Annotated in this window: 12 protein-coding genes; 5 read left to right on the forward strand and 7 right to left on the reverse strand. The window is 72.6% G+C overall.

Annotated elements, in window-relative coordinates; all coding sequences use genetic code 11:
- Window positions 1-2 precede the first annotated feature (2 nt).
- Complete coding sequence (locus tag ACIBNA_RS19560) at window positions 3-1,544, reverse strand: MFS transporter (RefSeq protein ID WP_399166439.1); 1,542 nt, start codon at window positions 1,542-1,544, stop codon at window positions 3-5.
- A 99-nt stretch (window positions 1,545-1,643) separates the two neighbouring features.
- On the opposite strand from ACIBNA_RS19560, the gene ACIBNA_RS19565 reads away from it, so the two are divergent.
- A complete protein-coding gene (locus ACIBNA_RS19565) occupies window positions 1,644-2,222 on the forward strand; it encodes a TetR/AcrR family transcriptional regulator (protein ID WP_399166440.1) in 579 nt (192 codons plus the stop codon).
- Here the strand turns inward: ACIBNA_RS19565 and ACIBNA_RS19570 are convergent.
- From ACIBNA_RS19570 to ACIBNA_RS19590, 5 genes are all read right to left on the reverse strand, one after another.
- A complete protein-coding gene (locus ACIBNA_RS19570) occupies window positions 2,209-2,895 on the reverse strand; it encodes an ATP-binding cassette domain-containing protein (RefSeq protein ID WP_399166441.1) in 687 nt (228 codons plus the stop codon). The genes ACIBNA_RS19565 and ACIBNA_RS19570 overlap by 14 nt on opposite strands.
- Window positions 2,892-3,860, reverse strand: coding sequence for an ABC transporter ATP-binding protein (locus tag ACIBNA_RS19575; RefSeq protein ID WP_399166442.1), 969 nt, complete (start codon window positions 3,858-3,860; stop codon window positions 2,892-2,894). The genes ACIBNA_RS19570 and ACIBNA_RS19575 overlap by 4 nt, the downstream gene beginning before the upstream one ends.
- Window positions 3,850-5,613: an ABC transporter permease subunit gene (locus ACIBNA_RS19580; RefSeq protein WP_399166443.1), complete on the reverse strand. Its 1,764-nt coding sequence runs from the start codon at window positions 5,611-5,613 to the stop codon at window positions 3,850-3,852. The genes ACIBNA_RS19575 and ACIBNA_RS19580 overlap by 11 nt, the downstream gene beginning before the upstream one ends.
- Window positions 5,610-7,103 (reverse strand): ABC transporter substrate-binding protein, encoded by a 1,494-nt coding sequence (locus ACIBNA_RS19585; RefSeq protein ID WP_399166444.1) that lies wholly within the window; start codon window positions 7,101-7,103, stop codon window positions 5,610-5,612. Before ACIBNA_RS19585 ends, ACIBNA_RS19580 begins: the two co-directional genes overlap by 4 nt.
- 344 nt (window positions 7,104-7,447) lie before the next feature.
- Complete coding sequence (locus ACIBNA_RS19590; protein WP_399166445.1) at window positions 7,448-9,055, reverse strand: PucR family transcriptional regulator; 1,608 nt, start codon at window positions 9,053-9,055, stop codon at window positions 7,448-7,450.
- A 190-nt stretch (window positions 9,056-9,245) separates the two neighbouring features.
- Here ACIBNA_RS19590 and ACIBNA_RS19595 point away from each other — a divergent pair, with 190 nt between their 5' ends.
- The 4 genes from ACIBNA_RS19595 (at window position 9,246) to ACIBNA_RS19610 (ending at window position 12,979) form a co-directional block, all read left to right on the forward strand.
- Window positions 9,246-10,172 (forward strand): proline dehydrogenase family protein, encoded by a 927-nt coding sequence (locus ACIBNA_RS19595; RefSeq protein ID WP_399166446.1) that lies wholly within the window; start codon window positions 9,246-9,248, stop codon window positions 10,170-10,172.
- Between the two features lie 38 nt (window positions 10,173-10,210).
- On the forward strand, window positions 10,211-11,842 hold the full coding sequence (pruA, locus tag ACIBNA_RS19600; protein WP_399166447.1) for an L-glutamate gamma-semialdehyde dehydrogenase: 1,632 nt from the start codon (window positions 10,211-10,213) through the stop codon (window positions 11,840-11,842).
- 204 nt (window positions 11,843-12,046) lie between these two features.
- On the forward strand, window positions 12,047-12,601 hold the full coding sequence (locus ACIBNA_RS19605) for a GNAT family N-acetyltransferase (RefSeq protein WP_399166448.1): 555 nt from the start codon (window positions 12,047-12,049) through the stop codon (window positions 12,599-12,601).
- A 246-nt stretch (window positions 12,602-12,847) separates the two neighbouring features.
- A complete protein-coding gene (locus tag ACIBNA_RS19610) occupies window positions 12,848-12,979 on the forward strand; it encodes a hypothetical protein (RefSeq protein WP_399166449.1) in 132 nt (43 codons plus the stop codon).
- Window positions 12,980-13,031: 52 nt separating this feature from the next.
- Here the strand turns inward: ACIBNA_RS19610 and ACIBNA_RS19615 are convergent, their stop codons facing one another.
- Window positions 13,032-14,600 carry a purple acid phosphatase family protein gene (locus ACIBNA_RS19615; RefSeq protein ID WP_399166450.1) on the reverse strand — a complete coding sequence of 523 codons (1,569 nt, stop codon included), beginning with the start codon at window positions 14,598-14,600 and terminating at the stop codon, window positions 13,032-13,034.
- Window positions 14,601-14,691 lie beyond the last annotated feature (91 nt).

Consider the following 14,691-nt stretch of genomic DNA (forward strand, 5'->3'; position numbering starts at 1 on the left):
GTTCAAACGCCGGACGAGCTGAGTTGATCAGCCCGTCCGGCGTTGTCGTGCGCGGGCACGCGCCGCAGTATGACCGCCGCCAGCACGGCCGCGCCCAGCAGCGTCACCGCCCCCGCCAGGGCGGCGCCCCGCATACCGCTGGTGAATGCCTCGCGTGCCGCCGCCGCCAGGACGTCCCCCGTGCGTCCCGGCAGCCGCTCGGCCACGGCCAGGGCGGCGCCCAGCGTCTCGTGGGCGGGGGCCGGTGCCGAGGCGGGGATCTCGTGGCGGTAGACCGCCGTACCGATCGAGCCCAGGACCGCCATCCCCAGGGCGCCGCCGAACTCCGCGCCGGTCTCCATCAGGGAGGAGGCGGTCGCCGCCCGGTCCGCCGGGGCGGCACGCATCGCGAGGTCCATGATCTGGGTCGTCGCCATGACGACTCCGCAGGCCAGGACCCCGCACGCGGCCAGCACCAGCCACATCGACCCCGTACCGGCGAGGGCCAGCAGGACGTAACCGCTCGCGGAGATCGTGAAGCCCGCCGCGACGACGGTGGCGCGGGCGACGCCCCTGTGGACCAACCAGGCCGCCAGCGGGGCCGCCATGCCGATCGGCACCGACGGCAGCAGGGCCCACAGCGCGGCCTCCATCGCGCTCTTGCCGAGCACCGACTGGATGTACTGCGTGGTGAAGAACGCCGAGCCCATCATCCCGAACAGCGCGAGCAGGTTCAGGACGACGGCCGGCCCGAAGCCCCGGCCGCGGAACAGCGCGGGCGGGATCATGGGTGAGGCCGATGTGCGCTGGCGGTGGACGAAGAGGGCGGCGAAGAGCAGGCCGACGGTGATCGAGACGACGTACCGGACGTTCCAGCCGTCCGACGTGATCTCCTTCAGGCCGTAGATCACCGGGAGCACCGCCGCCATCGACAGCGGCACGCTGAGCCGGTCGAAGCGGCCGGGGGCGGGGTTCCTCGACTCGGGGAGCAGGATCGGGCCGAGGACCAGCAGCAGCGCCATCGCGGGCAGGTTGACCAGGAAGACCGAGCCCCACCAGAAGTACTCGACGAGCACGCCGCTCATCACCGAGCCGAGTGCGACGCCGCCCGTCATCACGCCGGACCACAGGGCGATCGCCTTCGCGCGCTGCGCGGGGTCGGTGAACATCGTGCGGACCAGCGCCAGCGTCGACGGCATCAGGGTCGCGCCGCCGATGCCCAGCACGGCGCGGGCCGCGATCAGCGCCTCGGCGCTGTGGGCGTACGCCGCGGCCAGCGAGGCGGCTCCGAAGGCCGCGGCGCCGATCAGCAGCAGCTTGCGGCGGCCGATCCGGTCGCCCAGCGCGCCCATCGTCATCAGCAGGCCGGCCAGGACGAAGGCGTAGATGTCGAAGATCCACAGCTGCTGGGTGCCGGTGGGCTCCAGATCGGCGCTGATCTCCGGGATCGCGAAGTAGAGGACCGAGACGTCCATCGAGACCAGCAGCAGCGGCAGCATCAGCACGCCGAGTGCGGTCCATTCGCGGCGGCCGGCGCGGGCCGGGGAGTTGGGGTTCGTCGTCATGGGGCAGGACTGTACGAGCGTCTTAAACGCTTGTCTAGTACGACTGTATAAGACGGGTGTCTGGGACGTACGTATGGATGCGGGGTAGGGTGAGATGCCATGGGACATCGTGAGGATCTGCTCGAGGGCGCCAAGCGCTGCCTGCTGGCGAAGGGGTTCGTGCGCACGACCGCGCGCGACATCGTCAAGGAGTCCGGGACGAACCTGGCCTCGATCGGCTACCACTACGGCTCGAAGGACGCGCTGCTGGCGCAGGCGTACGTCGAGATGGTGGAGGGGATGTCCGACGCCTTCGAGGGAGGCGGCGAGCTGGGCGGGGAGCCGGGGTCGCTGGAGCGGTTCGCCGAGGTGTGGACGAACATCATCTCCACCATGCGGGACCCCGGTTCGCTGTGGCGCCTCAGCATGGAGATCGTGGCCCTGGGGGACCAGTTGCCGCAGGTGCGGGAGCATCTCGCGCAGGCCCAGCGGGGAGGGGCGCGCGGCATCATCACGCTCTTCCACGGCGGGAGCGAGGAGGATGTCCCCGAGGAGAAGGTCGACACCCTCGGCTACTTCTATCTGACCCTGATGATGGGGGTCATGGCGCAGTGGACCTTCGATCCGAAGAGCGCGCCCGAGGCCGGGCAGCTCGCCGAGGGGCTCCGCCAGGTGATCGAGGCCGCTACCCGGAAGTGACGCCGACACGCCCCTCGCGCATCTCGACGACCCGGTCCGCGAAGTGCCCTACGACCGCCCGGTCGTGGCAGATGAACAGGTAGCCGAGGCCCAGGTCGTCCTGGAGGTCGGCGAGCAGGTTCAGCACGCCCGCGCGTACCGACGGGTCGAGTGACGACACCGGCTCGTCGAGCACCAGCAGCCGCGGGTCGGACGCCAGGGCGCGGGCGATGCCGGCGCGCTGGCACTGGCCGCCGGAGAGCTCGTGCGGGTGCCGGTCGCCGTACGCGGGGTCCAGGCCCACCCGGTCGAGGAGTTCGGCGACCCGGGCCGGGCCGTCGGCGGGATGCCAGCGGCCCTGGACCTTCAGCGGTTCGGCGATGGCGTCGCGGATGCGGTGTCGGGGGCTCAGCGAGCCGTACGGGTCCTGGAAGACGGGCTGCATACGGGGCCGCAGCGGGCGCAGCTCGCGTTCGGTGAGGGACGTCAACTCCCGTCCCTCGAAGTGGACTTCACCACTGGTCGGGCGGCGCAACTGGAGCACCGCCAGCGCCGTGGAGGACTTGCCGCAGCCGGACGGGCCGTTCAGGGCGAGGGTCTCGCCGGCGGCCAGGGAGAAGGAGACGCCGTCCACGGCGGTGACCTGGCCGTAGCGGACGAGAAGGTCGCGGACGTCGAGCAGGGGTTCGCTCATGCGGGCTGCCGCTCCTTCAGGAACAACTCGGCGGCCGGGTGGGGGAGTTCCTCCCAGCGGTGGCAGGCGACCAGGCGGCCGGGCACCTGCTGGGGCTCTGGTTGTGCCGTGCGGCAGGAGTCCGCCGCGAGCGGGCAGCGCGGGGCGAAGGCGCAGCCCGGCGGGAGCGCGCCCGGGGCCGGCGGGGTGCCGCGCAGGGCGGGGAGACGGCGGCCCGGGGGCGCGTTCTGCGGGAGGGAGGCGAGCAGGCCGGCCGTGTAGGGGGCGCGGGGGCGGGCCAGCACCTCGTCGGCGGGGCCGAGTTCGGTGAGGCGTCCGGCGTACATGACCAGCACCCGGTCCGCGTGGCCCCGCACGACGTCCATGTCGTGCGTGACCAGGACCAGCGCGGCGCCGACCGCCTCCCGCTGCTCGGCGAGCAGCCGCAGCACCTGGTCGCGGCGCTCCTCGTCGAGGGCGGTGGTGGGCTCGTCGGCGACCACGATGTCCGGTTCGTTGATGGTGGCCATGGCGATCACCGCGCGCTGGCGCATGCCGCCGGAGTACTCGTGCGGATACGCCCGTGCCCTGCGGGCCGCGTCCGGGATGCCGACGCGGTCCAGGGCCGCGACCGCCCGGGCCCTGGCCTCCTTGCGGGAGACGCCGGTCACCGACCGCACGGCGGCGGCGAGTTGGTCGCCCACCCGGTGCACCGGGGACAGGGCCGACAGGGCGTCCTGCGGGACGAGCGAGACGCGGCGGCCCCGGTGGGCCGAGAGGTCGGGCAGGATCGTGCTGCTCGTCGTCGCGCCGCGCGGCAGCATGCCGAGGAGCGCGCGGGCCGTGAGGGACTTGCCGGCTCCCGACTCGCCGACGATCGCCAGCACTTCGCGCGGGAGGACGTCGAAGGACAGGCCGCGCACGGCCTCGATCCCGTCGAAGGCGATCCGCAGCTCGCGCACCGACAGCAGGGGCTCAGACTCCAACGGGGGCCTCCTTCTTGGCCGGAGCCGGGGTGACGCGCCGTATCCTCCGGCCCTGGGTGAGGGCCGCTCCCGAGACCGCGAGGCCCGCCAGCAGGGCCAGCGCCACCGCCGGGGCGAGGGCCGCCCACGGGGCGCGTTCCACATAGGCGCGGGACTCGTCGAGCAGCAGACCCCACTCGGGGGCGGGCGGCTGGGCGCCCAGACCCAGGAAGCCCAGTGAGGCCAGGGCCAGGGCGATGCCCGGCAGGCGCAGCAGGGCATGGCGGGCGACCGGGGCGGCCACGGACGGCAGGACGTGCCGGGTGAGGATCCAGAACGGGCCCGCGCCGATGGCCCGTTGGGCGGTCAGGAACGCCGACGCCCGCACCTCCTGCACCAGCGCCGCCGCATGCGCGGACAGGGCCGGCCAGGAGATCAGCGCGACCGCGAGGGCAGCGCCGCCGGTGCCGGGGCCGGCGGCCGCGGCGACCAGGATGCCGACGATCACCGGGGGCAGGGCGTTGGCGATGTCCGCCGCGCCCTGCGCGATCCGGGGCAGGAAGCCCAGGGCGAGCGCGACCAGCAGGCTCAGCAGGCAGACGGCCGCCGCTGTGCCGACCGTCGAGGCGGCGCCGTGGCCCAGCCGGGCGAGCACGTCACGGCCGAGACCGTCGGTGCCGAGCGGGTGGGTCCAGGAGGGCGCGGCCAGCCGGGCCGTGGTGTTCACGGCGTAGGGGTCGCGCAGCAGGCCCCAGCCGATGGCCACGGCGAGGACGGTGAACAGCGTCAACGGGATCGCGGGATGTGCGCGCACCGGCCGTGCCGGAGGCAGTGCCAGCGAGGCGTCACGCAGGGCCGGGCCCAGCAGCCGCCGCCGGGCGAGCGCCGCCAGCGCGCCCGTGACCAGGCCGAGCGCGAGCAGCGCGAGCACCGAGCCCTGGAGCAGCGGCAGGTCCTGCGACTTGGCGGCGCCGAGCGCGGTACGGCCGATGCCCGGCACGGCGAAGACCGTCTCCACGGCGACCGCGCCACCGGTGAGCCCCACGGCGACCATCCCGAACTGCGGGACCAGCGGCGGCAGGACGCGCCGCAGCGCCGCCCCGGCGATCCGCGCCCGGCTCACCCCGGCGCCCCGCCACAGCTCCACCCACCGCTCGTCGAGCACGGCGGGCAACGCGTCCGCGACCAGTCGGCCGAGCAGCCCGCCGCCGGGGACGCCGAGGGCCACGGCGGGCAGGACCATGTTCTCCGGCCCCAACCAGCCCGACGTCGGCAGCCACCCCAGCCACACCCCGAACACCAGCAGCGCCACCGTGGCCAGCAGGAACTCCGGTACGGCGGCCAGCATCGCGGCCCACGCCCCGGCCGAGGCCCGGCCCCGCACCAGCACCGGCGCGACCAGCGTGCACGCCAGCAGCAGCGCCACGCCGAGCGAGGCGCCCATCAGCGCCAGCGACACCTGGAGCCCCGAGACCACGGAGGGCAGGACCTCGGTGCCCGACACCCAGGAGGCGCCGAGGTCGCCGCGCAGCAGGTCAGAGGCCCAGCCGCCCAGCAGGGACAGGGGCCCGGCGTCCAGACCGAGGTCCCGCCGTACGGAGTCCAGAGCTTCCTCGGTCGGGTCCTGCTCGGCGGAGCGGGCCCGCAGCACGGCCAGGGCCGGGTCCCTGCCGGAGAGCCAGGGCAGCAGGCCGACGGCGGCCAGGACGGCGAGCAGGCACAGGAGGCGGGTCAGCGCCGCGGCGCCGGCGAGCCGCCGTATACGGGCTTTCACTTGACGTAGGTGTCCGCCGTGACCAGCTCCCGCTCACGCGGGTCGTGGGCGGCGTCGGTCACTCCGGCGGCGTCGCCCTGGATCACGCGCTCGTGCAGCATGGGCACGGCCGCGTCCGTGCCGAGCACGGCGGCCTCGGCGGCGATGACCGCCTTGCGCCGGGCGTCGCCGGTCGGCGTCTCGCCGGCCTTCTTCAGAGCCTTGTCCACGGCCGGGTCCGCGAGCTGGGAGATGTTGAAGGAGCCGTCGGAGGCGAAGTCGCTGTAGAGGTAGGCGGCCGGGTCGCCGGAGTCGAGGACGGTGGCGCGGGAGAGGATGAACGCGTCGAACCGGCCCGCCAGCGCGTCGGACTCGATGTTGGCGTACTCGCGGACGTCGAGCTTCACCTTGAACCCGGCCTTCTGCAGCTGCTGTTGCAGTGCGGCGGCGACCTCGGGCAGCTCGGCGCGGTCGGTGAAGGTGCCGATGGTGATCGTCTTGCCGGCCGGGTCGCCGGCCTTGGCCCGCTGCACCGGCTTCCGCAGCTCGGCCGCCCAGGGCAGGGCGGGGCCGAGCAGCCCCTCGGCGACGTCGGCGCGCCCCTCGTACACGCCCTTCACGATCGACTCGGCGTCGATCGCCTCGCGGGCCGCCGCCCGCACCGCGGCGTCCTTGAAGGCGCCCTTCTCGGTGTTGAGGTACAGGGTGTTGGTGCGCGGCATCGGGACCTCGGTGATCAGGTCCTGGTCGAGGACGGCGGCCTGCGACACCGGCACCGCCTCGACGATGTCGGCCTCGCCGCTGCGCAGGGCCGCGGCGCGGGCGGTGCCGTCCGGCACGAACCGCACATCGATGCCGGGGGCCTTGGCCTTCTTCCCCCAGTAGCCGTCGTAGCGGTCGAGGGCGGCGGAGGAGGTGCCGTTGACCTTCGTCAGCTCGAAGGGGCCGGTGCCCGCGCCGACGGGGTCGACCGACTTCCCCTTGTAGGCCCTGGCGGCCAGGATCGACAGCTGCGGGGAGCTGAGCCGCTGCGGGACCAGGGGGTCCTCGGTGGCGGTGGTGACGGTGACCTTGTCGCCGTCGGCCTTCGCGGTCAGGTCCACGCCGTCGAGAATGCGGGGCTTGGGGGAGGCGGCGGCGGCCTTGGTGAGGGAGCTGACGACGGTTTCGGCGGTGAGCTTCGTCCCGTCGTGGAAGGTGACGCCGTCGCGCAGGGTGAAGGTCCAATTCCGGCCGGACTGGGCCCACTCGGTGGCCAGCGCCGGCTCGGCGTCACCGTCCGCGTCCAGTTTCACCAGGGTCTCCGCCGTCGACCAGCGCGACAGCTTGAAGGCGTCGTCCGACAGCGGGGACAGCCCCGAGCGCGGTGGCTGCATCATCGCGACGCGTACGCGCTTGCCCCCTGCCCCGGAGTCGTCCGTGGCCGACTGCCCACCGGAGAAACAGCCGGTGAGCAGGGCGGAGGCCGCGGTGACGGCGGCAAGTGGGATGAGTCGAGCGGGGACGCGCACGGGGACACCTCGGTCAAGGCCTGGTAAATGGTTGAACGCGCCATGACCGTAGCATGATGACAATCGTTTTCAGAAGTGGTCCCGGCTGTCAGTGGACGGGACTGTCGGGAGACGGGACGGAAGTGCTTCCGCAGTGCCCAGGCCGCGAGTTGCCGGCCGGTGGCGCAGCCCACTTCGTCGGCCGTCCGGGTGTGGATGCCGCCCCGGATCCGGGCGTCGACGACGTCCCGCTCGTACTCGTGGGCGTAGCGGTAGTGGCGGGACGCACCGGTGGTCGTCGACCGGATGTGCAGGTCGACGCGGGAGGTGCCGAGGAGTCCGGTCGGCGTGCGCATCCGACGGACTCACCCGGACGGCCCGATGTCCTGGCCCTGTGCGAGCCGGGCCCCCTTCAACGCCATGTGCAGGAGCAGGCGGTCCTCGCCGTCGTCCAGGTCCAGGCCGGTGAGCTTCTCGATCCGGGACAGGCGGTAGTACAGCGTCTGGCGGTGGATGCCCAGCTCGGCGGCGGCCCGAGCGGCCTGGCCGGCGCAGTCGAGGTAGACCTCGGCGGTGCGGGCGAGCTCCTGGTGGACGGGGAAGAGCAGGGCGTGCACCGCGGGGTCGCGGGCCACCTCCGGTGGCAGCGCGGTGAGCAGCCGGAACGGCCCGATCGACGCCCACTGGGCGACGGGCCCCAGCCGGGGCTCGGCCGACGCGGCCCGTGCCGCTGCCGAGGCCTCCCACCAGGAAGTCCCCAGCTCGGCGAGGCCGGAGCGGGGCGTTGCGACACCGGCGGCGGGGCCGCCCGCTCCGCGCGAGGGCCTGCCGGCCGGGCCGGACGGAGCGGTGCCGGTCGGTCCGTGGGAGGAAGCCCCGGGCTGTCCGGCCCGGGCAGCGGCGGATGCGCCGCGGGGGCCGCCGGCCGGTTCCTGAGCGGGCGTGCCACCCGCTCCGCCTGCTCCGGACGACGGAGTGCCGGTGGCCGGTCTGCCCGAGGCACCGGCGGCGGCTCCGCCCGAGGTGTTGCCGGTTGTTCCGCGCGGGGTCGGGCCGGTCGTTCCGCCTGAAGTGTTGCCGGTCGCTCCCCGTGGGTCGTCGGCAGCCGCTCCGCCCGAGGTGTTGCCGGTTGTTCCGCCCGAGGCCGGGCCGGTCGCTCCGCCTGAGCCCGTGCCGGTCGCGACCCGCACGGCGCCGCCGCCCGGCCCGCTTCCCCCGCCCGCCCGCTCCAGCAGGCGGGCTGCCGCTGTCGTCGCCGGAGCCAGTACGTCCGACGAGCGCAGACGGACCAGGACGGCCACGCACTGGGACGCGGCACCCCACGGCAGGGTGCACAGGGCCGTCGCGCCCGGCATCGTGCGGACCGACGGGGCGTCGTCGGGGTCGGTCGTGGGCCAGGGGGCGACGCACACCACCGTGTGCGGGCCGTCGGCGCGAGGGCCGAGGGCGGTGCGCAGTTCCGCGATGGCCATGTCACGCTGCCAGTCGCGGTCGGCGGTGAGCACGGCCCGCAGCTCGCGGCTGAGGTCGGCACCGTGCTGGGCCTCGTCCGCGAGCAGCGCGCCGATCCGGGCCGTGACCTGCATCGCGGCGGACAGCTGGCGTTCGCTCGGGCCGGGATCGTCGTCCAGCAGCCAGACGTAGCCGTGGACCACGCCCCGGTGGCGGACGGGCAGGCAGATCCGGCCCCGGTACACCCCGGCCTCCGGCGTCGGCGGGATCCGGACCGGGCCGGTCGCGCGCGTGATGCCGAAGCCCTCGAACCACGCCCGGACGGCCGCCGTCGAGCGGCGGGTGAGGATCGAGCGGGTGCGCACCGGGTCCAGGGCCGACGGATCGAGGTCGCCCTCACTGTCGTACGCGCCGAAGGCGATCAGCTCGAAGTCCCGGTTCTCCAGCGTCGCGGGCGCCCCGAGCAGCTCCGAGATCTCGTCGACCAGCTCCTCGTAGTCACCCCTGTGTTCCGACGTCATCCAGGCATTGTCCCGCACTCCAGAGGCCCCTTCATACATCTGTCTGAGATCTGCGGCACGGATGCGTGACAGCTGTCGATGGCCGACGATCGGAGGGATCCTTAGGTTTCACGGTGGTTCTCCGCGCCGTACCCGAAGCGTCATCCGCCCGGGGTCCGGCCATCCGTTGGTTGTGCTCTGGAGGTGCCCCGTGCTGGGTCCCGTGATTCTCGCCGCGTCGCGCAGCGACCGGATGCGACGCCTGGTTTCGACGGCACCGGTGACCAAGCAGGTCGTCGACCGTTTCATCCCCGGCGAGGGCGTCGACGACATCGTTCCGGTCATCCGGGAGCTCACCGGGCGGGGCCTGGAGCTGACGATGGACGTCGTCGGCGAGGACATCACCAACCCCGTCCAGGCCGCCGCCGCGCGGGACGCCTACCTGGAGCTGATCGACCGCCTGAAGCCGCTGGAGCTCGGCGCCCGCGCCGAGATGTCGGTGAAGCTGTCGATGTTCGGGCAGGCGCTGGACGGCGGCCACGACCTGGCCCTCGCCAACGTCCGCCCGGTCGTCGAGGCCGCCGCCGAGATCGGCACCACGGTCACCCTGGACGCCGAGGACCACACCACCCTCGACTCGATGTTCGCCATCCACGAGGAGCTGCGGAAGGACTTCCCGCAGACGGGCTGCGTCATCCAGGCGTACCTCTTCCGCACCGAGGCCGACGCCCGCCGCCTCGCCGCGGACGGCAGCCGGGTGCGCCTGGTCAAGGGCGCGTACAAGGAGCCGGGCTCGGTCGCGTATCTGGACAAACACGAGATCGACCGGGCATACGTGCGAATCCTCAGGACGTTGATGCAAGGGGAGGGGTACCCGATGATCGGGTCCCACGACCCGCGCCTGATCGCCATCGGCCAGGAGCTCGCCCACCGCGCCGGGCGAAAGCTCGACGAGTACGAGTTCCAGATGCTCTACGGCATCCGCAGCGAGGAGCACCTGCGGCTGGCCGCCGAGGGCCACCGGATGCGTGTGTACACGGCCTACGGCACCGACTGGTACGGCTATTTCATGCGCCGCCTCGCGGAGAAGCCGGCCAACCTGCGCTTCTTCGTGCGCAGCATGATCACCAAGGGCTGAGACCGAAACACCGCTCAACTCAAGGAGTTACGGAAACCATGGACGCTGTGACCCAGGTCCCCACCCCCGTCAACGAGCCGGTGCACGGCTATGCCCCCGGCTCGCCCGAGCGTGCCCGGCTGGAGGCCAGGCTGAAGGAGCTGGCCGACAACCCCGTCGACCTGCCCTGCACCATCGGCGGCGAGAAGCGGATGGGCGGCGGTGAGGAGTTCAAGGTCGTCCAGCCGCACAACCACCAGGCCGTGCTGGGCACGTACCGCAACGCCACGCAAGCGGACGCCCAGGACGCCATCGACGCGGCCCTGGCCGCCGCGCCCGCCTGGCGTGCGATGTCCTTCGACGACCGCGCGGCGATCATCCTGCGCGCCGCCGAGCTGCTGTCCGGCCCCTGGCGCGAGACGCTCGCCGCCTCCACCATGCTCGGGCAGTCCAAGACCGCCCAGCAGGCCGAGATCGACACGCCCTGCGAGCTGATCGACTTCTGGCGGTTCAACGTCTCCTACGCCCGCAAGCTCCTGGCCGAGCAGCCCCCGGCGAACTCCCCGGGTGTGTGGAACCGTCTGGACCACCGCCCGCTGGAGGGCTTCGTCTACGCGATCACGCCCTTCAACTTCACCGCGATCGCGGGCAACCTGCCGACCGCCCCGGCCCTGATGGGCAACGTCGTCGTCTGGAAGCCGTCCCCGACGCAGACCCACGCCGCCGTGCTGCTCATGCAGCTGCTGGAGGAGGCGGGCCTGCCCAAGGGCGTCATCAACCTCGTCACCGGCGACGGCATCGAGGTCTCCAAGGTCGCCCTGGAGCACCGCGACCTCGCCGGCATCCACTTCACCGGCTCGACCAAGACCTTCCAGTACCTGTGGAAGACGGTCGGCAACAACATCGAGAAGTACCGCACCTACCCGCGTCTGGTCGGCGAGACCGGCGGCAAGGACTTCCTCGTCGCCCACCCGTCGGCCGACCCGGCGATCCTGAAGACGGCGTTCACCCGGGGTGCCTTCGAGTACCAGGGCCAGAAGTGCAGCGCCACGTCCCGGGCGTACATCCCCGCCTCGATCTGGAACGCCGGCTTCAAGGAGGAGCTCGCCGCCGAGGTCGACGGCATCAAGATGGGCGACGTCACCGACCTGTCGAACTTCATCGGCGCCGTCATCGACGAGCGTGCCTTCGCCAAGAACAAGGCCGCCATCGACCGCGCCAAGGAGGACCCCGCCTGCACGATCGTCGCGGGCGGCACCTACGACGACTCCGAGGGCTGGTTCGTCCGCCCGACCGTCATCGAGTGCACCGACCCGGACAACGAGGTCTTCCGCACCGAGTACTTCGGCCCGGTCATCGCCGTGCACGTCTACGAGGACGACAAGTACGACGAGATGCTGACGCAGATGGAGTCCGTCTCCGACTACGCCCTGACCGGCTCAGTCATCGCCAACGACCGTGCGGCCGCCGCCTACACGGCGAACAAGCTCCGCTACGCCGCCGGCAACTTCTACATCAACGACAAGTCGACCGGCGCCGTCGTCGGCCAGCAGCCCTTCGGCGGCGGCCGTGCCTCCGGCACCAACGACAAGGCCGGCGCCCCGCAGAACCTGATGCGCTGGACCCTGACCCGCGCCATCAAGGAGACCCTGGTCCCGCCGACCGACTACACCTACCCGCACATGGGCTGAGCCCTCACGGCACCGACGGGCCGGGTCACACGACCCGGCCCGTCGGCGTTTTTCGTCCGGCAGACTTCCGGCGTCTGCGGCACCCCGGCCCCGGGCGCCGCCTGCCGTGGCCTGGACGTGCCCGTACTCATCGCCGACGGTGCCCATCCGGCCGCGCTCGCATAACCGGTCGAGAGCCACCCGGCCCGTTCGCATACTGGGCCGATGACCTCCCGGACGACCACCCACGCGCGCACCGCCCACACCGCCGACCTCGCCCCCGCCGAACTCGACGCCGTACGGGCCCTGCTGTACGCCGCCTTCGACGGCGACTTCGGCGACGAGGACTGGGACCACGGCCTCGGAGGCATGCACGCCCTCGTGTACGACGGCGCCGGGCTCGCCGCGCACGGGGCCGTCGTGATGCGCCGGGTGCGGCACCGCGGCCGGTGGCTGCGCGCCGGGTACGTGGAGAACATCGCCGTACGCGCCGACGCCCGCCGCACCGGCCTCGGCGGGCAGGTCATGGCGGAGCTGGAACGCGTCGTCGACCGCGCCTACGACTTCGGCGCCCTCTCCGCCAGCGAGGACGGCGCCCGGCTCTACACCTCCCGCGGCTGGCGGCTGTGGCGCGGCCAGGTGCACGCCCTCAGCCCGCAGGACGGCGTCGTCCGCCTGCCGGAGGAAGAGGACAGCACCTACGTCCGGCCGGCCCTCGCCGGCCCGCTCGACCCCGCGCACGAACTGCTCTTCGACTGGCGCGACGGAGACGTGCTCTAGAGATCACCGCAGGTCAGTGCGGTGTGACGCAGTCCACCGTCTCAGATAGTAGGAAGTCCGAGTAATTGTGGAGACAGACGCTCCGGCCTCCCTTAGTTTTGTAGGAGCCGAACGTCTCGCTCGACCAAGCGAATGGCGGTCGTGAGCCGGGCCCCGTGCAGGCAACCCCTGCGGCACCGCTCCCCGCCCCATCCGGCGTCTCGTATCCCTCTTTGCACTCCATGCTGTCGAAGGAGTCGATTTCCCATGGCCGAGACGACCGTCCGCCGCCGAGTCCGCCACGTCTCCCCTACGAGCGAGTCCGACCGCAAGAACGCGGCCGCAGCGCTCCAGCGCGCCCTCGACCGCAGGGACAATGGCGGATCCACCGGTCACTGAGCCGTACCACCCCTGATCCGGGAGCCGCACCCGACGAGGCGCGGTGCGGGGCTCACGCCCCGCGCCGCACCTCGAAATGGTCGATCCGCTCACCGCTCGACGCCAGCGCCGACACCTTCAGTCTCGGCGCGGCGCCGCTCTCCGCCTCCACGGAGAGGAACGAGAAACCGCGGTAGCGCACCCGCGACCACTGCACCGACTCCGCCTTGGTGTCCCGGGACTTCGTCCACCGGAACGTGCCGACCGACTCACGGTCGGCGGTGTTCCCCTCGTAGCTCTCCTTCACGCCGTCGGGGAAGCCATACAGCTCCTTGCCGCCGCCGCCCGCCGTGACGTACACGATCCCGTCCCGCCGTGGATCCGTCGTCCCGCCGACCGGCACCGGCCTGCCCACCTCGCCGTTCCGGATGGCGTCGGTCCGCTCGTAGACGTGGTTGTGCCCGTTGATCACCAGGTCCACCCGGTGCTTGGCGAACAGCGGCAGCCACTCGGCGCGCACCCCGCCGTCGGAGGCGTGCGTGGACGTCGAGTACGCGCAGTGGTGGAAGAAGACGACGACGAAGTCGACGGAGGCGTCGTCTCGCAGTTCGCCGAGCTTCCTGTCCAGCCACTTCGTCTGCCGCCCCTCCGTGTAGCCGAAGTTGGCGGGGATCTCGTACGACACGTCGTTCGCGTCCAGCGCGACCACGCCGACGTTGCCGTACGTGAAGGCGTACACCCCCGGTGCCGTGCGCGCGTCGAAGCCGCTGTCCGGCAGGGAGAAACGGGCGAGCTGGCCGCCGTAGCCGTCCGGGGAGTACCAGGCCTCCATGTCGTGGTTGCCGGTCGTCACCATCCACGGCACCGACCTGGCCACCGGCTCGGTCTGCTTCAGGAACCGGTCCCACTGCCCGGCGTCGAAGACGTCCGACTCCTTGCCCTTGCCGGTCGGGTCGGCGTAGCAGATGTCGCCGGCGTGGAGGTGGAAGGCGGGGCTCCGGCGCAACAGCAGACGGTCGTTGAGGGCCGCCTCCTCGCCGACGCCCTGGTCGCCGAACGCGGTGAACACGAACCGCTCCGGCGGACTCGCGGGTGCCGTGCGGAAGGACGTGACGGTCGACCGGTGCTGCGGGGACGCCGGGTCGAAGCCCTCGTGACCGACGCCGTAGTAGTACGTCGTGTCCGGGCGCAGGCCGTCCAGCGCCGCGTGCAGGTAGTACTGCTCGACCGCCGGCCGTACGCCCTTCAGCTCCGGGGTGTGCAGGTCGCGCAGCTCCGCCTCGATCCTGCGGCCGAGGTCGTCGGGGCGCAGGCCCACCCGGACGTACGGCTTCTTCACCGCCAGCGGCACCTGCCAGGAGATCCGCATCTGCCTCTTCGGGTCGGCGCCGAAGGCGAGATGGCGGCCGAAGGGGGTGATGAAGGAGCCCGGCGCCTTCGACGTGCTCGACGACGGGCTCCTGGTCGCAGCACTGCTCCCGGGCCCCGAGCCGGAACAGCCGGTCAGCAGGCCGCCCGCGACCGCGCCCGCCGTCACCAGAGTGCGCCGCCGCGACAGCCTCGTCCGCAGGTACTCGTGCTGTTCCGCCATGCTCATCCGGCCGGCGAGCTCGGGCGGGATGCCGAAGTGGGGGATCTCCATGTCGAGTGAATTTCCCAGCGGAGGCCAACAGCCGCACCACGTACGGGTGAACGCGGGTCGACAGCCGCGTGCGGTCCCCCGAGTGGTCGCC

This window comes from Streptomyces sp. NPDC050164, from assembly GCF_044459945.1.
GTDB classification, from domain to species: domain Bacteria; phylum Actinomycetota; class Actinomycetes; order Streptomycetales; family Streptomycetaceae; genus Streptomyces; species Streptomyces coeruleorubidus_A.

What these genes read in the sequence shown, in the direction of transcription:
- ACIBNA_RS19565 (WP_399166440.1), top strand. Translation starts at nt 1,644, where the DNA reads ATGGGACATCGTGAGGATCTGCTCGAGGGCGCCAAGCGCTGCCTGCTG.
- pruA (WP_399166447.1), top strand. Translation starts at nt 10,211, where the DNA reads ATGGACGCTGTGACCCAGGTCCCCACCCCCGTCAACGAGCCGGTGCAC.
- ACIBNA_RS19615 (WP_399166450.1), bottom strand. Translation starts at nt 14,600, where the DNA reads ATGGAGATCCCCCACTTCGGCATCCCGCCCGAGCTCGCCGGCCGGATG.
- ACIBNA_RS19605 (WP_399166448.1), top strand. Translation starts at nt 12,047, where the DNA reads ATGACCTCCCGGACGACCACCCACGCGCGCACCGCCCACACCGCCGAC.
- ACIBNA_RS19610 (WP_399166449.1), top strand. Translation starts at nt 12,848, where the DNA reads ATGGCCGAGACGACCGTCCGCCGCCGAGTCCGCCACGTCTCCCCTACG.
- ACIBNA_RS19570 (WP_399166441.1), bottom strand. Translation starts at nt 2,895, where the DNA reads ATGAGCGAACCCCTGCTCGACGTCCGCGACCTTCTCGTCCGCTACGGC.
- ACIBNA_RS19560 (WP_399166439.1), bottom strand. Translation starts at nt 1,544, where the DNA reads ATGACGACGAACCCCAACTCCCCGGCCCGCGCCGGCCGCCGCGAATGG.
- ACIBNA_RS19590 (WP_399166445.1), bottom strand. Translation starts at nt 9,055, where the DNA reads ATGACGTCGGAACACAGGGGTGACTACGAGGAGCTGGTCGACGAGATC.